The following is a 22,678-nucleotide window of genomic DNA, read 5'->3' on the forward strand; positions in this document are numbered from 1 at the left end:
ACCGTGCGCGATGATGGCCACGAACGCGCCGGTGACCTGCTGAACCGCGATTTCACGGCATCGCGTCCCAACCAGCGGTGGGTGGCTGACTTCACCTACGTGATGACCTGGGCCGGCGTGGTCTACGTCGCGTTCGTGGTGGATGTGTACTCCCGCGCGATCGTCGGCTGGTCGGCGGCCACCACCAAACGGGCCAAACTCGTCCTGGATGCCCTCGACATGGCGCTCTGGCGACGCGAGCGGACCGGCACCCCGCCCGGGCCCGGCCTGGTTCATCACTCGGATGCGGGCAGTCAATACACCTGTTTCGCCTTCACCGCCCATCTGCTCCAGGCCGGGATCGACGCCTCGGTCGGCAGCGTCGGCGACGCCCTGGACAACGCCCTGATGGAATCCCAGATCGGCCTGTTCAAGACCGAACTGATCAAACCTCGAGGGCCTTGGAAAGGCCTGGCCGACGTCGAACTGGCCACCGCCGAATGGGTCGACTGGTTCAACCACCAGCGACTCCACACCGCGATCGGCGACGTCCCACCCGCCGAACACGAAGCCGTCTACTACGCTCAACACCAGCCCCAACCGGCGGCTGGAGTCAACCCATAGAGTCTCCACCGATCCCGGAGCGGTTCACCCGGGATCTTGGTGATCTCCTCTGGCTGTTCGCTGCTGGTCTGGGCCCGGCGGAGGCATTCAGTGATCCCGGCTTGCCTGCGGAGCCGAATGAGGCCTTCCACGCGATCGCTGAGCGACACGCACCTGGCCGCCGCCGTGCCCCCGCCCAGATCGTGGCTGCCGCACGAGCAGAGTTCCCGCATTTCTCGGAACTCGTCGATACGATGTGCCGCTGAGTACGACTCGCTTGGCCTTGGTTCGGAGAAGGGATCAGGGCCGGTGGACACGCCGCTGCCCCACCCGTCAGGACTCCTTGATTGCGGAGACGGTCTGCCTGGTCGTGCGCTCCGAGTCGCGAAAGCCCATCGCAACCAGGTCCCGCCTGTTCGCTTGCTCCTGCGAAGGGACACCCTCAGGGCGGTGTCGAGGCAGGACCCTTTCTCCACAGGGCTGGATGAGGTGGTGGCCAGGGTGGTCACGGTTGATCCCGTTGTGTCGCCGGGATCCGAGAAGCTCGTGAGCGCCGCAGGGGATCGGAGCGAGCGACATCCTGGTCAACAGCGTGGGTGTGGCCCTCGGGTGGTGGCCTGAGCGTCATCCTCGTACCGGTGCTGGCCAAGGGGGTGATCAGCCTGCTCCGCCGGGTCTCGGTGAGCTTCCTTGCTCCTGGCCGTCGTCGCCGAAGGTGTCCGGTTGTCGGAGCCTCTGCGGACGATGCCAGATTCAGCGCGGGCTCAAGCGTCCGTTGGTTTGGTCGTGAGCAGGTGGATGCCGAACAGGACGTAGCCCAGCACCACGAAGGCGGCCAGTGCGGCGGCTGCCAGCGACGCGACTGTTGGCCAGCCCAGTCGTTCAACGTTCAGGAATGGGTAGACGTAGCGGCGGGGCAGGTTGGGGGCGGCGAGCAGCACGAAGACGCCGTACAGGAGCGGGTAGCCCAGCCAGGCGAACGGCGCGGCCCAGTGCACCCGGCGCGACCGGTCGAAGGCGGCCCAGTCGATCAGCGCCATGACGGGCGTCACATAGTGCAGGAGGAAGTTGCCCAGCCCGCGGATGCTGCCGCCGTCAAGCAGCGCCAGTGGGTTCGCGAGGTCGCGTGAGATGTAGTTCACCAGGCATGTGACCAGCAGGTATAAGGTCACCGCGCCTTTGACGTCGGGGGAGGCCGACCGGCTGCGGTAGGTGGCCAGCCGCCAGCCGTAGTAGAGCGCGAGCATGACGTTGCTCTGCACCGTGAAGTACGCCCAGGGGCGGCCGATTGACGTTGCCAGGCATGCCAGGCCCGCCACGGTCGCCGTGAGCAGCAGGATCCGCCACGCTGTCATTCCGTCCTCGTCCTCCGTAGCCAGAGCGTGTGCGCGGTCCGGGTTGTTGCGGGGCCCACCGTGTAACAGGAGAGGTCGGGCGGGTTGAACGTGCTGCTCAGTAGTGGTCGCAGCGTGGCCGGGATGTTGCCGAGCTGGGTGAACTCGATCATCCAGCCAGTGCCGGCCGCCACCCAGGGTTTCGCTTTGGGGAGGAGCGGTGGCGTCGCCAGCGTGTAGATCAGCGCAGTATGGAGGTTGTTGCCCGCGTACTTTGATGCGATGAGAGCGGGCAGGTGGGGCATCAGATCACGTTAGCGCTCAGAGCGATGGCGGGATACCTCCGCTCGCCTGCTCACAAGGCTGTCGCTGTCGTGGGCGTGCTAAGTGCAGTGCCGCCTGCGTTCTCTGTCCTCGCCTGTTTCTTGAGGTCGGCTGTCTGCTGGTCTGGCAGAAGCTGACGGCGTCGCTGACCGCCCTGCGCATCGTGACACCCACCGCCAAAGCCCCGCGCGGCGCCGATGCGCCGGCTGTTTGAGATGCCGACATAGCGAACTGGACCGGCCGGCAGCCGTGTCGCTGCTGGCCGTGAACGGCAGGCCCGCCGCCGTGGTGCTGACCGGGCACCAAGACCTCGCCCCGGCGACCGGCTGGTGCGGGCCATGATGGACCTGGCCCGGTGGTGCGGCTGGTGGAATGGGGCGTGGGGATTGTGCCGCTGGGATGAGGGTGAGCGGCAGGTGCGGGTGGGCGTTGGCTGTGCGCGGCGACGGTGCTGGTCTGCGGGCCGGCGGGCTAATCGGCTGAGGGGATGCGGGACATCATGCGTTCCATGCCGTTGACCCAGTTGTCGCGCAGGGCCTGTGCGGCCTTGGGGAGGTCTCCGGCGATGAGGAGTTCGGCCACCAGGCGGTGCTCGGTCGCCTCTCGTTCCAGTGGAGTGTCGTCGCCTGCCAGCAGGTGGGCGTAGCGGCGCATTCCCGCCTTGACGCTGGTGATGAGGTCGAGCAGGCGCTCGTTGCGGCAGCCGCTCAGCAGCAGGTCGTGCCACTCGTCGTCGTGACGCTCTATCTCCTGCTGCTCCGCGATCCGGTCGGGGAACTCCTGGGCCATCGTCAGCAGCTCGGGTGCGATGCGGCGCAGGTGGTCGGGGTCGGAGCAGTCGAGTGCGAGTGACTCCAGCGCCGCGACGATCTCGCAGAGCTCCCGGAACTCCTTGCGGCTCACTGGCGCGAACCTGAAGCCGCGGCCCTGGTTGCTCTCCAGCACGCCCTCGCCCGCGAGGGTGATGAGGGCCTCGCGCAGGGGAGTGCGGCTGACGCCCAGCTCCGCGGCCAGCGCGGCCTCGTTGACGTCGGTGCCCGCGACGAAGTCGCCCCGCTCGAGCCTGGTCAGCAGCTCTTCCCTGATCTGCTCGCGAAGCGGTCGCCGCTCGATGGGCATGAGGCTCCTTCGGTTTTCGGCCGGGCCAAGCTTAGCGCTTGACGCGATACAAAATACTGCACTATGAATTCTGAATACAAAATATCACGAGGAGGGAGCGGGAGTGAGCCTGACGCGCGTGCCGGGGCTGCTGTTCGGTGGTGACTACAACCCCGAGCAGTGGCCAGAGGAGGTCTGGGCCGAGGACATGCGGCTCATGGCCGAGGCGGGGGTGACCATGGTCACCGTCGCGGTCTTCTCGTGGTCGCGGCTGGAGCCGCGGTCCGGCGCGTACGACTTCGGCTGGCTCGACCGCGTTCTGGACCTGCTGCACGAGCACGGCATCGCGGCCGACCTCGCCACCGCGACCGCGACCCCGCCGCCGTGGCTGGTCCGTGAGCACCCGGAGGTCATGCCGGTCGACGCGCAGGGGGTCCGGTTGGAGTTCGGCTCGCGCCAGGGCTACTGCCCGAGCTCGCCGGTCTTCCGCGAGCACGCCGTGCGGCTGGCCACCGCCATGGCCGAGCGGTACGGCGGCCACCCGGCCCTGGCCATGTGGCACGTCGGCAACGAGTACGCCGACCATACGCTGGAGTGCTTCTGCCCGGAGTCGGCCCGGCACTTCCGCGCCTGGCTGGAGGCCCGCCACGGCACGATCGAGTCGCTGAACGCCGCCTGGGGCACGTCCTGCTGGGGACAGCACTACACCGCGTTCGGCCAGGTCGAGCCGCCGCGCAAGGCGCCAGGGCCGATCAACCCGGCCCAGCTCCTCGACTGGCGCCGGTTCTGCAGCGACGCGCTCCTGGAGCTGTTCTGCGCCGAACGCGACGTGCTGCGCGTGATGACCCCGGACGTTCCCGTCACCACGAACTTCATGAGCATCCTGCACGGCCTCGACTACTGGGCATGGGCCGCGGCCGAGGACCTGGTGAGCGACGACGCCTATCCCGATCCGGCCGACCCGGCGTCGCACGTGGCGGTCGCGCTCAGCTACGACCTGATGCGCTCGCTCAAACGGCGCCCCTGGCTGCTGCTGGAGTCGGCGCCGTCGGCGGTGTCGTGGCGCGAGGTGAACGTCCCCAAACCGCCCGGCATGATGCGGCTGCACAGCCTTCAGGCGGTGGCGCACGGCGCCGACGGCGTGATGTTCTTCCAGTGGCGTCAGGCCAGGTACGGCCCGGAGAAGTTCCACTCGGCCCTCCTCCCGCACGGCGGCACCCGCACGCGCGGCTGGCAGGACACCCTCCGCCTCGGCTCCGACCTGCGGCGACTCGCGGAGGTCGCAGGCACGGACACGCGGGCCGAGGTGGCACTCGTGCTCGGCTGGGACAGTTGGTGGGGCCTGGAGGCGCCGGAGTCGATGCCGTCCGACCGGCTCAAGCTCAAGGACCTGCTGCTCGCCTGGTACGCGCCGCTGCACGCCCGCGGCATCACGGTCGATCTCGCGCCGCCGGACCGCGACCTGTCCGGCTACCGCGTCGTGATCGTTCCGAACCTCTACCTGTGCACACCCGAGCAGGCCGGGAGGCTGGCGTCGGTCACCGGCGAGCTGGTGGTCGGCCCGTTCAGCGGCGTCGTGGACGCCGCCGACCGCGTCCACGACGGCGGCGCGCCCGGCCCGCTGCGCGACCTGCTCGGCGTCGCGATCGACGAGTTCTGGCCGCTCGCGGACGGCGCGACCCAGCGGGTGCGGTACGCGGGGGGCGCCGGCGGCGTGGCCAGGACCTGGACGGAATGGGTGCGCCTCGGCAGCGACGACCAACACGGTGACGACTCCGCGCCGGTGCTCGCCACAAACGAGGGCGGAGGCCCTGCGGCGGTGCGCGCCACGTACGACGGCGACGACCCTGCGGCGGTGCTCGCCACGTACGAGGGCGGCGAACTCGACGGCCTGCCCGCGATCACCCGCAAGGGCAACGTCACCTACGTCAGCTGCCTGCTCGACGACACGACCCCCGTGCTCGACCAGGTGCTCGGCGGCGTCGCGGCCGTCGAGGTGCCCGCGGGCGTGGAGGCGGTCCGCCGCGGGCGCCACCTCTTCCTGCTCAACCACACGACCACCCCGCAGCAGGTCACCCTGCCGTACCCCGGCACGGACCTGCTCACCCAGACCCGCCTGCGCGGCGACATCGAGCTCGCCCCGCGCGACGCCGTAGTGCTCAGGATCGAAGGAGACACGTGACGCACCCGTACATCCCGAACGCCGAACCCGGCGTGCGGGCCGAGATGCTCGCCGCGATCGGCGCGTCGAGCGTCGAGGACTTCTACGCCGACATCCCCTCCGAGCTGCGCCTGGCCCGGCCGCTCGACCTGCCCGCGCCGTTCACGGCGGAGCACGACCTGGTACGCCACATGAAGGGCCTGCTGGACCGCGTCACCGACACGGAGCAGGCGCTGAGCTTCCTCGGCCACGGCTGCTACCCGCACCACGTCCCGGCCGTGTGCGACGAGGTGAACGGGAGGAGCGAGTTCCTCACCGCGTACGCGGGCGAGCCGTACGAGGACCACGGCCGTTTCCAGGCCCTGTTCGAGTACGTCAGCATGATGGGCGAGCTGCTGGAGATGGACGTCGTCAACGTCCCGACCTACGACGGCTTCCAGGCGGCCGGCACCGCCCTGCGCATGGCGTGCCGCTACACCAAGCGCTCGAAGGTCTGCGTCAGCGCCGCCATCACCGCCGACAAACTGAGCAAGCTGCGCGACTTCCTCGCCCCGGACGTCGAGATCGTCCTGGCCGCGGCGGGGGAGGGTGGCGAGATCACGGTCGAGGCGTTCGACGACTCCTACGCCGCGATCTACCTGGAGACCCCGAACGTCTACGGCGTCGTCGAGACGCGCGGCCGCGAGCTGGCCGACCTGGCCCACGCGCACGGCGCGCTGCTCGTGGTCGGCGCCGACCCGATCTCCCTCGGCGTGCTCGCCCCGCCCGCGTCCTACGGCGCGGACATCGTCTGCGGTGACATCCAGTCGCTCGGCATGCACCAGAGCTACGGCGGCGGCCACGCCGGCTACATCGCCACGCATGACCACGAGCCGCTGGTCGCGGAGTTCCCGTCCCGGCTGTTCGGCATCGCGCCGACGAAGGTGCCCGGCGAGTACGGCTTCGGCGACGTCTACTACGACCGCACCTCCTTCGCGCACCGCGAGGAGGGCAAGGAGTGGGTCGGCACCGCCGCCGCCCTCTGGGGCATCACGGCCGGGGTCTACCTGGCGCTCATGGGCCCCCAGGGCATGAGCGACCTGGGCGAGACGATCCTGGCCCGTACCCGCTACGCCATGGACACCCTGGCCGGGTCGGTCACGGTGCTGCACCGCGACGCGATCCACTTCCGCGAGTTCGCCATCGAGGTCCCCTCCAGCGCGGCCCTGCTCGACGGGCTGCGCGAGCGCGGCATCTACGGCGGCGTCCCGCTCGACGACCGCACGGTCCTGGTCTGTGTGACCGAACGCCACTCCATCGCCGACATCGACCGGCTCGCCGCAGCCGTACAGGAGACGCTGTGAACCCCACGGAGTCCTTCGCCGAGCTCCCCGTCGCGCCGAAGCCGCCGCTGCGCCGCTTCCACCAGGCGCGCTGGGACGAGCCGATCATCTTCGAGCTGTCCGCGCCCGGCCGCCGCGGCCTCGCCGTGCCCGAGCCCGGCGCGCCCCGCGTCGAGCTGCCGGACTCCGTGCGCCGCGCGCAGCCGCCGAAGCTGCCCGAGATGTCCCAGCTGCACGTCCTGCGGCACTACCTGCGGCTGTCGCAGGAGAACCTGGGCGTCGACCTCAACATCGACGTCGGGCAGGGCACCTGCACGATGAAGTACAGCCCCAAGGTCAACGACAGGTTCGCCGCCGCCATCGCCGAGCTGCACCCGCTCCAGCACGAGGACACCGTGCAAGGCGTGCTGGAGATCTACTGGCGGCTCGAACGCATGCTGGCGGAGATCTCCGGCATGGCGCGGGTCTCGCTCCAGCCGGGCTCCGGGTCGGCGGCCATCTACGCCAACATCGCCATGATCCGCGCGTACCACGCGGCCCGCGGCGAGGCGGGCCGCGACCAGGTGATCACCACGATGTTCTCTCACCCGTCGAACGCGGCCTGCGCCAAGACCGCGGGCTACGAGGTCATCACCCTGATGCCGGACGCCGACGGGCTGCCGGACATCGAGGCGCTGCGCGCCGCCGTCGGCCCGCGTACCGCCGCACTGATGATCACCAACCCGGAGGACACCGGCATTTTCAACCCCCGGATCCAGGAGTTCGTGGACCTGGTGCACGAGGCGGGCGGCCTGGCCTGCTACGACCAGGCCAACGCCAACGGCATCCTCGGCATCACCCGCGCCCGCGACGCCGGATTCGACCTGTGCCACTTCAACCTGCACAAGACGTTCTCCACGCCGCACGCCTGTGGCGGCCCCGCGGCCGGGGCGTGCGGCGTCTCCGAGGACCTGGCGCCGTTCCTGCCCGGCCCGGTCGTCGCCTTCGACGGCGAGACCTACCGCCTGGAGACGCCGCCCGCCTCCATCGGCAAGGTGCGGCCGTTCCTCGGCGTCACCCCGAACATCGTGCGCGCCTACGCCTGGATCATGGCGCTCGGGGCGGAGGGCCTGCGGCAGGTCGCCGAGACGGCCGTGCTCAACAACAACTACCTGATGCACAAGATCCTGCAGATCCCGGGCGCGTCCGCGCCGTGGGACAGGCGCAGGGTCGAGCAGGTGCGCTACTCGTGGCAGGAGCTGTCGGAGCAGACCGGGGTGCACTCGGAGGAGATCGGCGTCAGAGCGGCCGACTTCGGGGTGCACTACTGGACCAGCCACCACCCGTACGTGGTGCCCGAGCCGTTCACGCTGGAGCCCACGGAGTCGTACTCGAAGGAGGACCTCGACGAGTACGCGCTCATCCTGGCGCACGTGGCCGACGAGGCGCGGCGCGATCCCGAGTTCGTCAAGGGCGCGCCGTACAACCAGTCCGTCCACAAGATCGACATGACGTCGCTCGACGACCCCAAGGAGTGGGCGCCCACCTGGCGCGCCTACGTCCGCAAGCATCTGTCATGACGGGCGCGGCGGTGGTCGGGCTGGTCGTCAACCCGGTCGCCGGGCTCGGCGGCGCGGCCGGGCTCAAGGGCAGCGACGGCGTGGAGGTGCAGCGCGCGGCCCTGGCCATGGGCGCGACACCCCGGGCCGGCGAGCGGGCGGCGCGGGCCGTCCGCACGCTGACGGCCCGCCGTCCAGGGACCCGCGTCCTCACCGTGCCGGGCCGGATGGGCGAGGACAGCGTGCGCGCCTCCGGAGCCCCGTACGACCTGGTCCGCCCGCCGTCCGGCGGGGCCGCCGGGACGAGCGCGGAGGACACGCGGCGGGCCGTGGCCGCCCTGGCGGGGGTGGACCTGCTGCTGTTCGCGGGTGGCGACGGGACGGCGCGCGACGTGCTCGACGCGGTCCGGGCGCTCGGCGGCCAGGCGCCGCCCGTGCTGGGCGTCCCGGCCGGGGTGAAGGTGTACTCCGGCTGTTTCGCCGTCAGCCCGGCCGCCGCCGGATTCGTCGCGGCGGAGTTCGACCCGGCGCGTACGGCCGAGGCCGAGGTGGTGGATCTCGACGAGGACGCCTACCGTCGCGGCCTGGTCAGCCCCCGGCTGTACGGCAGCCTGCGTGTCCCCGCCGCCCGCGCCGCGCTGTCGGGGCGCAAGTCCGGATCGTCAGGCGTGGAGCCCGCCACCGCCGAGGGCGTCGCACGGGAGGTCGTGGCCAGAATGCGGCCCGGCATCCGATACGTCCTCGGGCCGGGCGCCACCACACGGGCCGTCGGCCGAGCGCTGGGCCTCGCCACCACGCTGCTCGGCGTGGACGTGGTCGAACGCGTCCACGAGGGCGGCCGCCTGGTGGCGGCGGACGTCGCGGAGGCCGAGCTGTTCGGCCTGGTCAGCGGCAGGGAGTCGGCGCTGGTTCTGTCGGTCATCGGCGGGCAGGGGTTCGTGCTGGGACGCGGGAACCAGCAGGTGTCGCCCCGGGTGCTCGACGCGGTGCTCGGTGGGGGGCACTCCGGACGGCTCCTCGTCCTGGCCACCCAGCAGAAGCTCGCGTCGCTGAAAGGACGGCCGCTGCTGGCCGACAGCGGCGACGAGGACCTCGACAAGAAGCTCGGCGGGCACGTCCAGGTGATCACTGGATACCGCGAAAGCACGATTTATCGCATTTGTGCGGCAAGTGAGGAGTTCGACGGATGAAGACGCTCGACGGAAAGGTCGCGATCGTCACGGGCGGCGCCTCGGGCATCGGGCGGGCCACCGCCCTGCTCTTCGCCAGGGAGGGCGCCCGGGTGGTGGTCGCCGACATCGACGCGGCCGGCGCTGACGCCACCGTGGCGCGGATCGCCGAGGAGGCGGGACACGCGATCGCGGTGCAGGCCGACGTCTCCGACCCCGAGGACTGCCGGCGCGTCGTCGGCACCGCCGTCGAGACCTTCGGCGGCCTGCACGTCCTGTTCAACAACGCGGGCATCATCCGCCGCACCACCGCGCTCGACCTCGATGTCGAGGAGTGGGACCGCGTCATGGCGGTCAACGTCCGCTCGGTCTTCCTCATGTGCAAGCACGCCATCCCGGCGATGACCGACGGCGGCTCGATCGTCAACACGGGCTCCGGATGGGGCCTCAAGGGCGGCGGCAACGCCATCTCGTACTGCGCCTCCAAGGCCGCCGTGGTGAACATGACCCGCGCGCTCGCCATCGACCACGCCAAGGCCGGCATCCGGGTCAACTCCGTCAACCCCGGCGACACCGACACGCCCATGCTGCGCGACGAGGCCCGCCAGCTCGGCGAGGACTGGGCCGCCTTCCGGTCCGACGCGGCGGACCGGCCGATGGGCCGCGCGGGCACCCCGGACGAGATCGCCCAGGCCGTCCTCTTCCTGGCCGGCGACGCGGCCAGCTACATCACCGGCTCCGCCCTCGTCGTCGACGGCGGCGGGCTCGCCTGACCCACACCCCCCACGCAACCCCCGTAAGGAGCCGACCATGAACCGTGCCCTGGCAGTCCTGGGCATCCTCGCCGTCGCGACGACCGCGTGCAGCGGCAGCGGCGGCGGGAACGTCCCAGGCATGAGCACCGGATCCGGCCCGGTCAGCGTCCGCTGGTCCACCTGGGGATCGGCCGAGGACATCAAGCTCTACGAGAAGTTCACCGAGGACTTCGAGAAGCGCCACCCCGACATCAAGCTCAAACTGGAGCCGGTCGCCAAGTACGAGGACTACCACCCCAAGCTGCTGGCCCAGCTCACCAGCAGGACCGCCCCGGACGTGTTCTTCGTGGGCGACGACAACATCGGCAAGTTCGTCTCCGCCGGGGTGCTGACCCCGCTCAACGACAAGCTGGCCGGCCCTTCCTCCAAGAGCAGGCCCGAGGAGTTCTTCGAGGGCATCTACGGCGGCGCCAGGAAGGACGGCCAGATCTACGGCGTCCCCAACGACACCAACCCCGAGGTGCTCTGGTTCGACAAGAAGGCGCTCAAGGACGCCGGGATCACCGAGGACCCCGCCGCGCTCAACGAGGCCGGGCGGTGGACCATGGCCACGTACCTCGACATGAACGCCAAGCTCAAGGCGGCGGGCAAGGCCGGGTCGATCTTCTGGAACTGGTACGGCTCCACGTACTCCATGATCAACGGCTTCGGCGGGAAGGTCTGGGACGGCGGGAAGTTCGTCGCCACCACCGACCCCAAGGCACGCGAGGCCCTGCAGGCCCTGGCCAAGGGCTACCAGGACAAGACCTTCCTCAGCGCCGACCTGCTGCCCGACAGCAACGGCCCGAGCACGCAGTTCCTCAAGCACAAGGCCGGCTTCTACGCCGGCGGCCGGTGGATGATCGACTCCCTGAAGAAGGGCGGCGAGCTGGACGACTACGACATCGTGCCGTTCCCCTCGCAGACCGGCCGGCCGATGCCCGGCGCGGTGGCCGCCTCCTACCTGGCGCTCAACAAGGACACCAAGCTGCCCGAGCAGGCGTTCACCTTCCTCACCGAGTTCGTCGGCAAGGAGGGCCAGCTCATCAGGCTCAAGGGCGGCGGCGCCGTGCCGTCCGTGAAGGGCGCCGAGCAGATCGTCCTCGCCGACGGCTACCCCGCCCACGCCCAGACCTTCCTCGACGTGCGCGACACGGGCTTCGCGAACTATCCCGAGGAGGTCGCCGTGCCCGGCCTCACCGCCGACATCAACGAGCACCTGATGAAGGTGTGGACCGGCAAGGTCGGCTTCGACGAGGGCATGACCCAGCTCCAGAAGCTCGTCGACGGCAAGCTGGGCTAGCCGTGACCGTCCTCGCACGGGCCCGCCCCCGCACGCTCCACCGGGCGCGGCCCGTCCGCAACCGCGACGGCTGGTGGGCCGCGTTCTTCCTCGCGCCGCAGGTCGCCGCGCTGCTGGTGTTCCTCGTCTTCCCGCTCGGCTTCGCGGTCGTGCTGGCGTTCATGCGCTGGGACGGGCTCGGGCAGAAGGAATGGGTCGGCTTCGACAACTTCGCCGCCCAGCTCTCCGATCCCGAGTTCGGGCTGGCGGTGTGGAACACGGTCAAGCTGGCGCTGCTGACCGTGCCGTTCGGGCTCGTCTTCGCGCTGCTCATCGCGGTCGCGCTGAACAATGTCAAAGGCGCCGGCTTCTACCGGGTGCTGTACTTCCTCCCGGTGGTCACCAGCTCGGTGGCCGTCGCGCTGATGTGGCAGATCATCCTGGCCGGCAACGACTACGGCGTGCTGAACTCGTCGCTCGAGCGCTGGTTCGGCATCAGCGCTCCCGACTGGCTCGGCGACCCCGGCTGGGTGATCGTGGCCATCGCCGTCGTGACGATCTGGTCGTCGCTCGGCCTGAACGTGGTGATCTTCCTGGCCGGGCTCCAGACGATCCCGCCGCAGATCGTCGAGGCCGCCCGCATGGACGGCGCGGGCAGCCTGCGGATCTTCCGCTCGGTCACGCTGCCGCTGCTCTCGCCGACGATCTTCTTCTCCACCGTCGTCGCGGTGATCAGCTCGTTCCAGGCCTTCGACCAGATCTACGTGCTGGTGGACCCGGAGGACAACGAGGGGGCGAGAACGATCGTCTACCAGGTCTACGAGCTGGGCTTCAAGGACTTCCAGTTCGGCATGAGCAGCGCCGCCGCGCTGATCCTCCTGGTCCTGACGCTGCTCGTGACGCTCGTCCAGTTCGCGGCGCAGAAGCGCCTCGTCCACTACGACTCGTGAGGGGGCCGGGATGCGACCCAGGCAGGTAGCCCTGCACGCCGGGCTCACCCTCGGCGGGCTGGCGATGTTGTTCCCGTTCGTCTGGATGCTGCTGACGTCGTTCAAGGGCGTGCGGCAGATGCTGAACAACCCGCTCGACTGGCTGCCCGACCCGTGGCGCTGGGAGAACTACCCCGACGCGCTCGGCGCGGTGCCGTTCATCACCGCGTACTGGAACAGCTTCTACATCGCCGCGCTGAACGTCACGCTCACGCTGCTGACCTCGGCCATGGCCGCCTACGCCTTCGCCCGGATCAGGTTCCGCGGCTCCGGCGTGCTGTTCGTGGTGTTCCTGGCCACCCAGATGGTGCCCGCGCAGGTGACGGTCGTGCCGCTCTACCTGATGCTGGCCAGGTTCGGCTGGATCGACTCGCACCTGTCGCTCATCGTGCCGAGCATCGCGAACCCGTTCGCGGTGTTCCTGCTGCGCCAGTTCATCAGGGCCGTGCCCGTGGAGCTGGAGGAGGCCGCCAGGATCGACGGGGCGGGCCGCTGGCGCTGCTTCTGGAACGTCGTGCTGCCGAACATCCGCCCCGGCCTCGGCGCGCTCGGCATCATCGCCTTCCTCGCCTCCTGGAACTCCTTCTTCTTCCCCCTGATCTTCCTGAACTCGCCCGAGCTGGCCACGGTGCCGCTGCTGCTCAGCCAGTTCTCCGGCCAGCGCACGGCCGTGGACTACGGGCTCATCCTGGCCGCCTCCGCGATCGCCGTCGTGCCGACGCTCATCGCGTTCCTCATCGGCCAGCGGAAGATCATCAACTCGATGGCCGCTTCCGGCCTGGGAGGTCGCTGATGCCGGACCTACGCGAACGCCCGTTCACCGACCGCGGCTCGCGGCTGCTGGTGATGGCGGCGGACGACGGCTCGCTCTGGATCGCCAGAGCCCTGTACGAGACCAGGCTCGCCGACGCGACGGTGCTCACCGGCCTGCGGATCCTTTCGGGGAGCGGCGAACTGCCCGTGTTGCGGGTGCTGCCGGACCGCGTGCAGTTCGCGGGCGGCGTGGCCATGGCCTTCGCGGACCCGGACACCCTCGTCCTGACCGGTGCGGGCGCGCGGGCCGCGTGGGACGGCGGCGAGGCCGTCATCGACGGCTGCCTCACCCTCGTCGGCCCGGAGCGCGCGAGACACGACGCGGCGGCGGTGCTCGACGCGGCCGCCGCACGGTGGCGCGACTGGTTCGCCCGCATGCCCGCCGTGCGTGCGGACCTGCGCGAACGAGCGCAGGACGCGTGGTGGACGCTGGCGGTGAACCTGGTACGGATCCAGGGCCGAGAGTCACTCGTCCCCTCCAAGTACGGCTACGTCGGCCTGTGGAACTGGGACTCCTACTTCCACGCCATCGCGCTCAGGCACGCCGACCCCGCCCTGGCCAGGGAGCAGATCCGCATCCTGCTCGACCACCAGCGCCCCGACGGCCTGATCCCCGACGTCGTACACGACCACGGCGCGCTGGCCGAGACCACGGACCTGCCCCGCTCCGATCTGGCCAGGCTGGCCGAGCACGTCGGGGGCGGGCCGATCGGGGACGCCGTCCCCGTCACCAAACCGCCGCTCACGGCCTGGGCGGTGTGGAAGATCCACGAGGTGGACCCCGACCCCGCCTTCCTCGCCGAGGTGTACGAGCCGCTGGCCCGCTCCCAGGAGTGGTGGTTCACCCGCTCCGATCCCGACGGCGACGGGTTGGCCGAGTACCTGCACCCGTACTCGTCCGGCCTGGACGACAGCCCCATCTGGGACGGCGGCCCCCGCGCCGAGCCGCCCGACCTGAACGCCTACCTCGCCCTCCAGTACGACCGCCTGGGCGACATCGCACAGGCGCTCGGCAAGGACGCCGCGCCGTGGCGAGCCAGGGCGCAGGCCCTGGTGGACCGCATGATCGCACGCCGGTGGAACGGCACGAGGTTCGCCACCCTGGTCGGCGGTCGCGAGGCGGACGTACGCACCCCGCTGGAGCTGATGCCGCTCTTCACCGGGAGGCTCCCCGCGGGGATCGCGGACCGGCTCGTCGCCGGCCTGCGCTCGCCGAGCTTCTGGGCCGAGCGCCCGGTGCCGACCGTCGCCTTCGACGACCCGAGATTCGACTCCGAGGCCATGTGGCGCGGACCGGTCTGGCTGAACGTCAACTACCTGCTCATCGACGGCCTGCGCCGCTCGGGCCATCAGGAGACGGCCGCCGAGCTGCGCGAGCGCACGCTGGCCATGGTCCGCGACGGTGGCGGTCTCCACGAGTACTGGAACCCGCTGACCGGCCGTCGTGCGGGCCGCGCGACGACCGCCTTCGGCTGGTCCGCCGCTCTCTTCCTGGACCTCGCTCAGGAAGGCTGATTGGATGGATCTTTGTTCACCAGGCCAGCTCGGGAGGATCCGTGGTGAGCAGGAAGGAGCGAGACGACCCCGACGACTTCGGCGGGATCGGTTTCGGCCGCATGGCCTTCCTCCTGGCCGTCGTGGCCTTGGGACACCCCTGGGAGACGCTCAAGGAACTCTTCAGGTTGATCCGTCGGCTGGGGCGTCGGGTGCTCGGGCTCGTACTGGCGCCCTTCCGGCTGGTTGCCTTGATCGTGTGGTCGCGTACGGCAGATCGACAACCCACCTTCGAGGATCACCTGCACGGTGAGGACAGAGATCTCTCGTGACAGGCTGGGAATCAGCCGGCGGCGAAGTCCTGCGTCCAGTAGATCTGCCCCTGCGCGTCCTTGGCCGCGCCCACCCCGATGAGGGTGTACGAGCAGTTCATGATGTTCTTCCGGTGGCCGTCGCTGTTCATCCAGCCCTTGACCACCTCGGCCGCCGACCGCTGCCCCATGGCGATGTTCTCGGCCAGGGTCGAGCCGGTGAAGCCGGTCGCACGAATGCGGTCGACCATGTCGCGGCCGTCCTGGGAGTCGTGGTCGAAGTAGTCGTTCTTCGCCATGTCGGCCGAGTGCCCGAACGCCGCCCTGCGCAGCCGCGCGTCGTGCTTGAGCGGGTCGCAGCCGCCCTTGACCCGCTCGGCGTTGGTCAGCCGGACGACCTCCTTCTCCAGTGCCGTGCCGACGGAGGTGGCGGTCTTCTTCGTCTCGGAAACCGGCGGCGCCGTATCCCGCGCCGTGGGCGTGGGCGTGGGGGTGGGGGTGGGGGTGGCGCAGGTCAGCTGTACGGCCTTGGACTTGGCGGTGCCGCCCCGGTAGTCGGTGGCGACCGCGTAGTACGTGCCCGGCTTGCAGGGCAGCTTCAGGGTGATGCGGTCCTTCCTGGTGGCGCCGCTTTTGACGACCCGGTCGTCGCCGGGGACGGCGCGCATGACGCGGATGCGCAGCAGCGCCGGACGCACACAGCCGCGGCGGACGGCCGAGGTCTGGATCCTGAGCGCGGAGATGCCCGGCCTGGCCACGCTCACGCGGCACTTGTCCGATTCGGAGGTGGGCTCGGGAGTCGCCTCCTCGGTCTGCGTCGGTGGGGTGGTCGGCGCGGTCATCTCAGGTGCCACTCCGGCCGCCCCGCCGGTGGACGGGGCGCAAGAGGCGAGGCCGGCGACGACGGCGAGTACCCCAAGGGGTCGACGCATGAGGATTTCCTCCGGTGGAGGGAGACGCTGGTGGTCCCGCATTCTGCCGGATCCATTACCGACTTGTCATGACAATACGGACATTTCGCCCTGTGAGTAATCTCAACCACCGGCCGGTTCAGCGTGCCGGGCGGGCCGCCTCCATCGCCGCGGCCACGGCCGCGGCCGCACGCCCGATGGCCTTCGTCCCGGGCCGCGGGCCGCTGTAGCTGAACGTGGCGGTGACGTTGGACATGCGGAACACCATGTTGGCCACGTACGTGCCGTTCGCCCGGTAGACGGACGCGAACGACTCCTCGCCGACCACCGGAGTCCGGGTGAACGCGATGTCCGGATGCTCGTCCCGCAGATCCTGGAAGGTCTGCTTGATGCCGACGAAGTTGGCCTTGGCCCCTTTGAGGGTGTCGACCCGGTAGAGGGAGACGGTCGCGTAGGAGCCGTTGGCGCCGAAGTACTGGCAGATCTTCCGGTCGCGATTGTCTCTCTGAAGCGTGGCGCCGAGCAGCGTGCGGACCTGCGCGGCGGTCAGCACCTTGCAGGAGTGCAGGCCGGTGCCGAAGAGCGGTTTCCCGGCCGGTGAGGACGACACGGGTTTGGACTGCGTTGTGGTGCCGCCGGCCGACGTCGGCTCGGCGCCCGTACTCTCTCCGGGGCGGGTCATCCCCCAGATCACCGCGCCCGCCGTCAGGGAGAGCGCGAGAGCCAGCGCGCCGCCCACGACGGCGAACCGGCGCCACGTGGGTGCGGGCCGCCGCCGAGAGGTGGGGCGGGTGTCCGCGGGAACGTCGCCCTGGGCCACCGCCTGCAACCACGCCGCCGCCTGCGCGGGGCCGCAGCGTTGCCGGGGGTCCTTCGCCAGCAGCGCGGCGAGGACGGGCGTGAGCGAGCCGGCCCGTTGCGGGGGAGCGGGCTCGTGCAGCAGCACGGCCGCCATCACGGCCGCCGAATTGGGGCCGGTGTAGGCGGTTCTGCCCTCCACTGCCGTGTACAGGGTGGCTCCCAGCGACCACAGGTCGGCCTCCGGGCCGTCGGCCTCGCCACGCAACCGCTCCGGCGCGATGTAGCCGGGCGAGCCGTTCAGCAGGCCGGTCTGGGTCAGCGCGGCGTCCCCCGCCACGGTGGCGATGCCGAAGTCGGTCAGCAGCACCCACCCGTCCTGGGTGAGCAGGACATTGCCCGGCTTGACGTCGCGGTGCAGGACTCCCATCGCGTGCGCGGCGGCCAGCGCGTCGAGCACGTGCCGCCCGACCCAGGCGGCCTTGGTGGGCGGCAGCGGCCCGTCCTCGCGTACGATCCGGTCGAGGGAACGGCCGTTGACCAGCTCCATCACGATCCACGGCCGGCCGCTGTCCATGACGACGTCGTGCACCGTGACGATCGACGGATGCGAACGCAGCCGCGCCGCGGCCCGCGCCTCACGCAGGGTCCGCTCGGTCAGCTCGGCCCGGGACGCCTCGTCCAGATCGGCGGGCAGCCGCACCTCCTTGACGGCGACCTGCTGCCGCAGCAGTTCGTCGACGGCCAGCCACACCGTGCCCATGCCGCCCTGGCCGAGCTGCGACATCAGCGAATAGCGGCCTGCCAGCATCACCGTCATGCCGTCGCCATGCGGCAGGACGCGTCATCGTCGCATAAGTGGGCCTTCCGCGGTCTGGACCCGGCGGGCGCGAGTTTCTTCACTGGCTGCTCCTCCAGAGATGAGGCTGTCGCATGGGTCGGTCGTACGAGCCGACCGCTGTGTCCCGGAGCCAGGCCTGCGGCGAAGCCCGTGGTGGGAAGGGCACAACGTAGCATGCGCGACGCGGCTTCTCCTTCCGTGTGCCTTCCGTCCTGGACATCCTCCCGTTTGACGAAACCCCGATCCCGGATGTTCGCCAAACGGGAGGCTCATTCGCGTTCGATCAGCTCATCGGACGGCGATTCCACTCGGCCACGTCACGCTCACCCGAGGTGAGGTCCCGCAGGGAGGCCGGTGCGAGGTTCGCGTCGAAGTACGGGATCAGCAACGGGCCCAGCGTGGCCGCCATCAGCAGGTCGCTCGGCTCGATGGCGCGCCGATCACCGTCGAACGGCACCCCCAGCGTGCTGACCGCGCCCGTGGCCGGGGACCTGACGACGATCTTCAGCATGTCGTCGATGCCGTTGCGGCGCAGGAAGGTGTCGGCGAAGTCCCGCTCCGGCTCGGTCGCCCGCAGGCGGAGCCGTCCGAGGGTCGCCACACCGTGGCGGCTCAGGCAGGCGATCCCGTCGCGCGAGGCGAACGGATTGTTCCAGCGCCAGCGCTCGACGTATTCCTCCACGAAGTCCGGCCGGAACATGGTGAGGTACTGCTCCTCGCCATCGCGTCCCAGCGCCAGATACGCGGGGTTCTCGGCCACGAACGCGTCGACCCACCCGAGATGTACGGCCACCGCCTCGGCCAGCACCGGATAGAGCTCCCCCTCCCGAGCCCCGGCCACGTGCTCGAGCACCTTGATGAGCCTTCGGTATGCCTGCTGTTCCACGGATCCGCCATCGCACTCGTTGATCGCTTCGGGGGAGCAGCCGGCATGGCGGGCTGCGGCGTTCTCGCCTGCTCAAGGATTCCGTAACGGGCGGCCGTTCATCCATTGGTTGGCCAAGGAATTCGCTTCAAAAGCCCATGTCCCAAGGCACTTTTCGGTCGCGGGTGATGACAGATCCGGCAAATGCCTCAATCTCGTCCGGCCGCCCGCGTCCCTTTAAGAAGGGCTCGTGCAAGGCAGCCGTCCCAGCGAGTTGGCGCCGATATACAGCTCTCTTTCCTCGGGGAGCAGTGTACGTCCGACCGTGGCGCAGGCGGCTTGCAGCATTTTGTCCTCGCCATACTCCCAAACCACCAGCCTCGCGCTTCTCTCCGGACTGGGCTCCGTCACCGCGACCAGCCTTCTTCCCCGGCTCAAGAAGGCAATCCCCGTCCTGACCTCACGTCGTTCCAGAGGCGCCTCTATCTTTCCGATATCCGACCCGGTATTGAGGTCGGTCAGGACAACCGCTCCGTCCGAGCGCAGCCGGGCGACTGTTCCCGTCCGGCTGGCCCAGACCCCGTTCACGTAGTGCCCGTTTTCGGGGAGCACGCGGATCAGCTTGGCCGTGCGGGCGTCCCTGATCTCCAGATCGCCGCTCACCCGTTGGATGAGGAGATGCCCCTGAGCGATGGCGACACCGACCATGGTGCCGCCCCGAACAAGCAGTTCCCGGCCGGTAGCCATGTCGATGACGCGCAGAACATCCCGGAATGCTCCCGCCGTGGAATCTTCAATGGCCACCGTCATCGTCTGTGGGTCTATGTGAGCGGGCCCGCTGTAGCCACGCTCCTGGCTGAGGTTCTTCTGGCGGTCAGCAGAGTGCGGGACTGTTCGGACGACGCGGCCCGTGCCGGGATCGATGAGGACGATGTCGCCTGAGTCAGGCACGATGACGATGCCGCGCCCGTCCGATGTCCAGGCCGCTCCGAGAATGGATTCCTGATGCGTGTCCCAAGCACTGGCGATCGGCCAATCGGGGGCAGGGGTACGAATCTCGATTTCGCCGCCGTACTTGATCAGGAGGAGTCTCTTTCCATCGGGACTCCATACCGCGTGGGCATACTTCCCCTTGATCCGCCTGTTCCAGAATGGAGCGCTGCCGACGCCGGCGAGAATCGTCTGGCCCGATTCGCTCGTCACCAGAACGTCGTCCTCGCCCTCTCGCACCGCGAGGGCAGGTCCGTTGCACGCCATGCAGGACCACTTCAGCGGGATGGGCATGCGTTGACTCAGGCGGGTCACCTGATTGAGGTCCCATATCGCCAGGGTTCGCCCTGAGGCGGACACCAGGCGGTCCGAGCCGCCACCGAGGAAGGCGAGTCCCGTGTCGTTGATGGAACTGCTTCCCGTCAGGACCTCCGGGTTGGACGGCTCGTTCTTGGACGTGGTCGAGACATGAATTCTTCCGGTGTCGGCCACGGCCAGTCGCCTGCCATCGGCGCTGATCGCGAGTGCGTTGGGGCTGGCTCCTGATGTGACTCCGGCCAGGTCGCCGTCGGACCGGCTCGATATCGCCGAATCGGTTCTCCAGATCGGCACCCTGGTCTCGCCCCACGCCGCTGCGAAGTGCCGGCCTTTCGGGGAGATGGCCGTCACCGACGGCGTGTCGACGTGTACCCAACCGTGAGCGGCAGAACGGATGGTCACTGCCGGCAGCGACCACCGCTCCCACGCGGTCAGGCCGTTATAGATGACTGCTTCATCGTCCCCGGCGAAGACGATCTCGCCGGACCTGATGGACAGGTCCAGTTCGGACCCGGCCGTATGTGATCGGTTGCCGCTCTCGTCGTACACGACCACCCGTGACGGATGGGCGGAGGTGTCGCTCCCGGAGTAGCCGATGACGACGTACCGGTGCGTGGGACTGACGCCGACTGCGGCGGGCCGGAACCCGTCCGGCCCCGGAACGTTCCGAGCGCCGGCCTCCTTCCGCCACAGTCGCACCGCCGCTCCGTCCGTGAAGACGACCGTGTCGCCGATGGCGTCCACGCCGACGTCTGTGATCGGTCCGCTGAGCCGGCCGATGGCCTGGCCGGCGGCCGTGCTGAGGTCCCAGAGCTGTACGTTGCCGTCCTGCGCGCCGGTCACCAGGAAGCGGCCGTCGGCCGAAGAACCCAATGCCGTCACGCGCGATGAGGCGTAGAGGTACTTGCCGAGATGCGGGCTGGAGGTGGTCGCCTGGAAGAGCGCGTCCTTCGTCTGAGGGTTCTGATCCAGTTCGTAGGCGGCCACCGCCAGGAGTTGGGCCGTGTCCAGGCGCGTCGTCAGCAGCGCCTCCGCTTTGGCGGCCAGCTGCCGGGCCAGATTGACCCGATCACGTGCCGCGACGTTGTTCCGCTGGTCGACGGCCACGACGGCGGCGGTGCTGGCCAGGAGCGAGAGCACCGCGAGGAAGACGACCATGGTGGTACGCCGCCTGGCGGTCCTGCGTTCCTGGGCCACGGAGGCCGTCAGGAACGCCTTGACGACGGGGGCCAGATCGTCTGGAGCTGCTCTTGCCGCCCATCTGTTGGCGACGGCCAGGCGGCTGCCCCGATAGAGCCTCGACGAGTCGCGGAACTCTCGCTGCCACGCGGTCGCGGCCTCCTCCAGCTCTTGCTGGACGAGCTGCCCGGCGCGATCACGGTCGATCCAACGCCGCAACTGCGGCCAGCTCCGCAGCAACGCCTCGTGCGTGATCTCCACGGCGTCGTGGTGCTGCGTGAGCAGCCGAGCCTCGGTGAACACGTCCACCACGGTCGCGGCCAATCCGGGGTCGGCGCCGGCGCCGATCAGGTCCGTACGGGACAGCCGCCGCCTGGAGTCATCCGTTCCGTTCCCGATCCTGGTCAGCCGCAGGAACAGCGAGCGCGCCATACGCTTCCCGGCCGCGTCCAGACTGTTGTAGGCACGATCGGCCGTGGTGGCGATGGCGTGCTGGATCCCGCCCGCGACCTCGTAGCCCCGCACCGTGAGAGTGGCGCCGTTGCGCTGCTGCCAGCAGGCTCTCAGAGCGTGAGCCAGGAGGGGCAGCCTGCCCGCCTGATACCCGCCGAGCCCGTCGCCGTCCGCCCCCAGGTCACGCAGCAGCAGCTGCAGCAGGCCAGGTTCGACGTCCATTCCGACGTCCTGGGCGGGAAAGACGATGGCCTCACTGACTTCCTCAACCGTCATCGCGCCGACCACCAAGGGAGCGTCCTGCAAGGCCGTCTTGATGGCAGGGAAGTCGGCACACGCGGCGTAGAAGTCCGCCCGTACGCCGAGCACGACCAGCGCCGGTCCGTCGGCGCGCGGAGCGGCGATCCGGCTCAGCAGTTCGACGAAGGTGCGTCGCTGTTCGACGTCGCCGCAGAGTGTGAACAGCTCTTCGAACTGGTCCACCACCAGGACCAGGCCGTTGTCGCCGGCGAGCCGGTCGTCCAGCAGGGTGACGCACGATTGAGGGTTGCCGACCAGCTCGTCGACCGAAGGAGGTTGCGCGAGGAGCGGCGCGAGGTGCGTGGCGAGCGCGTGTACAGGTCTGGCGGTGGGGGTGAACAGGATCTTCGCCCATTCGGCCGAGCCCGGCAATGCCCCGTTCTCCAGCCTGGGCAGCAGACCCGCTCTCAGGAGCGACGATTTCCCCGCTCCTGAGGAAGCCACGATCACCTGTGGCCCGCCCGTTCGCTGACGTCGATCGAGGCGATCGATCAGGTCGGCGGTGAGGCGGTCGCGGCCGAAGAACCATCGAGCGTGTTCTCGGGCGAACGGAGCCAGGCCCGGATAGGGACATTCGCCGACCACGGATCCTGGCTCCGTACGGGTGCGTGCCCCGTCTCCGTAGTGGAAGTGCTGGTCTCGACCCGCTTGGTAGACCTTGCCCTGTCCGCTGGCGTGTGCTCGCAGTTGAATGTCCTCGTGATGCGCGGGCGCATCCGGCGGCACCTGGTCCGGGGAGTCCATGGGTGACCGCCTCTCTCGAAGTGGGGCATCGCGCTAACGGTAGAGTCGCCATACGAGATGCGCACCGC

18 protein-coding genes are annotated in these 22,678 nt (G+C 69.6%); 11 read left to right on the forward strand and 7 right to left on the reverse strand.

Features of this window, described 5'->3' with window-relative positions:
- Positions 1-603: IS3 family transposase (locus ACWDX9_RS15570; RefSeq protein ID WP_449953859.1), on the forward strand; the 603-nt coding region annotated here is incomplete at its 5' end.
- A 743-nt stretch (positions 604-1,346) separates the two neighbouring features.
- Here ACWDX9_RS15570 and ACWDX9_RS15575 read toward each other — a convergent pair.
- From ACWDX9_RS15575 to ACWDX9_RS15585, 3 genes are all read right to left on the reverse strand, one after another.
- On the reverse strand, positions 1,347-1,937 hold the full coding sequence (locus ACWDX9_RS15575; RefSeq protein ID WP_449953860.1) for a Pr6Pr family membrane protein: 591 nt from the start codon (positions 1,935-1,937) through the stop codon (positions 1,347-1,349).
- Positions 1,934-2,221 (reverse strand): hypothetical protein, encoded by a 288-nt coding sequence (locus tag ACWDX9_RS15580; protein ID WP_449953862.1) that lies wholly within the window; start codon positions 2,219-2,221, stop codon positions 1,934-1,936. Before ACWDX9_RS15580 ends, ACWDX9_RS15575 begins: the two co-directional genes overlap by 4 nt.
- Before the next feature lie 490 nt (positions 2,222-2,711).
- Positions 2,712-3,359, reverse strand: coding sequence for a GntR family transcriptional regulator (locus ACWDX9_RS15585; RefSeq protein WP_449953865.1), 648 nt, complete (start codon positions 3,357-3,359; stop codon positions 2,712-2,714).
- Positions 3,360-3,462: 103 nt separating this feature from the next.
- Here ACWDX9_RS15585 and ACWDX9_RS15590 point away from each other — a divergent pair, with 103 nt between their 5' ends.
- The 10 genes from ACWDX9_RS15590 to ACWDX9_RS15635 are packed head-to-tail and all read left to right on the forward strand — an operon-like array spanning position 3,463 to position 15,232.
- Positions 3,463-5,520, forward strand: coding sequence for a beta-galactosidase (locus tag ACWDX9_RS15590; protein ID WP_449953867.1), 2,058 nt, complete (start codon positions 3,463-3,465; stop codon positions 5,518-5,520).
- Positions 5,517-6,842, forward strand: coding sequence for an aminomethyl-transferring glycine dehydrogenase subunit GcvPA (gcvPA, locus tag ACWDX9_RS15595; protein WP_449953869.1), 1,326 nt, complete (start codon positions 5,517-5,519; stop codon positions 6,840-6,842). The genes ACWDX9_RS15590 and gcvPA overlap by 4 nt, the downstream gene beginning before the upstream one ends.
- Complete coding sequence (gene gcvPB, locus ACWDX9_RS15600) at positions 6,839-8,380, forward strand: aminomethyl-transferring glycine dehydrogenase subunit GcvPB (protein ID WP_449953871.1); 1,542 nt, start codon at positions 6,839-6,841, stop codon at positions 8,378-8,380. The genes gcvPA and gcvPB overlap by 4 nt, the downstream gene beginning before the upstream one ends.
- Positions 8,377-9,549: an ATP-NAD kinase family protein gene (locus ACWDX9_RS15605; protein WP_449953874.1), complete on the forward strand. Its 1,173-nt coding sequence runs from the start codon at positions 8,377-8,379 to the stop codon at positions 9,547-9,549. The genes gcvPB and ACWDX9_RS15605 overlap by 4 nt, the downstream gene beginning before the upstream one ends.
- Positions 9,546-10,301 carry an SDR family NAD(P)-dependent oxidoreductase gene (locus tag ACWDX9_RS15610; RefSeq protein ID WP_449953877.1) on the forward strand — a complete coding sequence of 252 codons (756 nt, stop codon included), beginning with the start codon at positions 9,546-9,548 and terminating at the stop codon, positions 10,299-10,301. Before ACWDX9_RS15605 ends, ACWDX9_RS15610 begins: the two co-directional genes overlap by 4 nt.
- A gap of 37 nt (positions 10,302-10,338) precedes the next feature.
- The gene (locus tag ACWDX9_RS15615; RefSeq protein ID WP_449953879.1) at positions 10,339-11,625 is read left to right on the forward strand and encodes an ABC transporter substrate-binding protein; all 1,287 of its coding nucleotides are present in this window, start codon (positions 10,339-10,341) and stop codon (positions 11,623-11,625) included.
- 2 nt (positions 11,626-11,627) lie between these two features.
- Positions 11,628-12,554, forward strand: coding sequence for a carbohydrate ABC transporter permease (locus ACWDX9_RS15620; RefSeq protein ID WP_449953882.1), 927 nt, complete (start codon positions 11,628-11,630; stop codon positions 12,552-12,554).
- Positions 12,555-12,564: 10 nt separating this feature from the next.
- The gene (locus ACWDX9_RS15625; protein ID WP_364246068.1) at positions 12,565-13,386 is read left to right on the forward strand and encodes a carbohydrate ABC transporter permease; all 822 of its coding nucleotides are present in this window, start codon (positions 12,565-12,567) and stop codon (positions 13,384-13,386) included.
- Complete coding sequence (locus ACWDX9_RS15630; protein WP_449953885.1) at positions 13,386-14,921, forward strand: amylo-alpha-1,6-glucosidase; 1,536 nt, start codon at positions 13,386-13,388, stop codon at positions 14,919-14,921. The genes ACWDX9_RS15625 and ACWDX9_RS15630 overlap by 1 nt, the downstream gene beginning before the upstream one ends.
- A gap of 44 nt (positions 14,922-14,965) precedes the next feature.
- Positions 14,966-15,232: a hypothetical protein gene (locus ACWDX9_RS15635; RefSeq protein ID WP_449953888.1), complete on the forward strand. Its 267-nt coding sequence runs from the start codon at positions 14,966-14,968 to the stop codon at positions 15,230-15,232.
- Between the two features lie 11 nt (positions 15,233-15,243).
- Here the strand turns inward: ACWDX9_RS15635 and ACWDX9_RS15640 are convergent, their stop codons facing one another.
- The 4 genes from ACWDX9_RS15640 to ACWDX9_RS15655 form a co-directional block, all read right to left on the reverse strand.
- Positions 15,244-16,143 carry a CAP domain-containing protein gene (locus tag ACWDX9_RS15640; protein WP_449953890.1) on the reverse strand — a complete coding sequence of 300 codons (900 nt, stop codon included), beginning with the start codon at positions 16,141-16,143 and terminating at the stop codon, positions 15,244-15,246.
- A 118-nt stretch (positions 16,144-16,261) separates the two neighbouring features.
- Positions 16,262-17,740, reverse strand: a complete 1,479-nt coding sequence (locus tag ACWDX9_RS15645) for a protein kinase domain-containing protein (protein ID WP_449953893.1) — start codon at positions 17,738-17,740, stop codon at positions 16,262-16,264.
- A 304-nt stretch (positions 17,741-18,044) separates the two neighbouring features.
- Positions 18,045-18,647 (reverse strand): hypothetical protein, encoded by a 603-nt coding sequence (locus tag ACWDX9_RS15650; protein ID WP_449953896.1) that lies wholly within the window; start codon positions 18,645-18,647, stop codon positions 18,045-18,047.
- A gap of 216 nt (positions 18,648-18,863) precedes the next feature.
- Positions 18,864-22,610 (reverse strand): nSTAND1 domain-containing NTPase, encoded by a 3,747-nt coding sequence (locus ACWDX9_RS15655; protein WP_449953899.1) that lies wholly within the window; start codon positions 22,608-22,610, stop codon positions 18,864-18,866.
- Positions 22,611-22,678 lie beyond the last annotated feature (68 nt).

The organism is Nonomuraea sp. NPDC003201, assembly GCF_053590415.1.

What these genes read in the sequence shown, in the direction of transcription:
- ACWDX9_RS15610 (WP_449953877.1), top strand. Translation starts at nt 9,546, where the DNA reads ATGAAGACGCTCGACGGAAAGGTCGCGATCGTCACGGGCGGCGCCTCG.
- ACWDX9_RS15640 (WP_449953890.1), bottom strand. Translation starts at nt 16,143, where the DNA reads ATGCGTCGACCCCTTGGGGTACTCGCCGTCGTCGCCGGCCTCGCCTCT.
- ACWDX9_RS15655 (WP_449953899.1), bottom strand. Translation starts at nt 22,610, where the DNA reads ATGGACTCCCCGGACCAGGTGCCGCCGGATGCGCCCGCGCATCACGAG.
- ACWDX9_RS15605 (WP_449953874.1), top strand. Translation starts at nt 8,377, where the DNA reads ATGACGGGCGCGGCGGTGGTCGGGCTGGTCGTCAACCCGGTCGCCGGG.
- ACWDX9_RS15585 (WP_449953865.1), bottom strand. Translation starts at nt 3,359, where the DNA reads ATGCCCATCGAGCGGCGACCGCTTCGCGAGCAGATCAGGGAAGAGCTG.
- ACWDX9_RS15615 (WP_449953879.1), top strand. Translation starts at nt 10,339, where the DNA reads ATGAACCGTGCCCTGGCAGTCCTGGGCATCCTCGCCGTCGCGACGACC.
- ACWDX9_RS15580 (WP_449953862.1), bottom strand. Translation starts at nt 2,221, where the DNA reads ATGCCCCACCTGCCCGCTCTCATCGCATCAAAGTACGCGGGCAACAAC.
- ACWDX9_RS15575 (WP_449953860.1), bottom strand. Translation starts at nt 1,937, where the DNA reads ATGACAGCGTGGCGGATCCTGCTGCTCACGGCGACCGTGGCGGGCCTG.
- ACWDX9_RS15630 (WP_449953885.1), top strand. Translation starts at nt 13,386, where the DNA reads ATGCCGGACCTACGCGAACGCCCGTTCACCGACCGCGGCTCGCGGCTG.
- ACWDX9_RS15625 (WP_364246068.1), top strand. Translation starts at nt 12,565, where the DNA reads ATGCGACCCAGGCAGGTAGCCCTGCACGCCGGGCTCACCCTCGGCGGG.
- ACWDX9_RS15645 (WP_449953893.1), bottom strand. Translation starts at nt 17,740, where the DNA reads ATGACGGTGATGCTGGCAGGCCGCTATTCGCTGATGTCGCAGCTCGGC.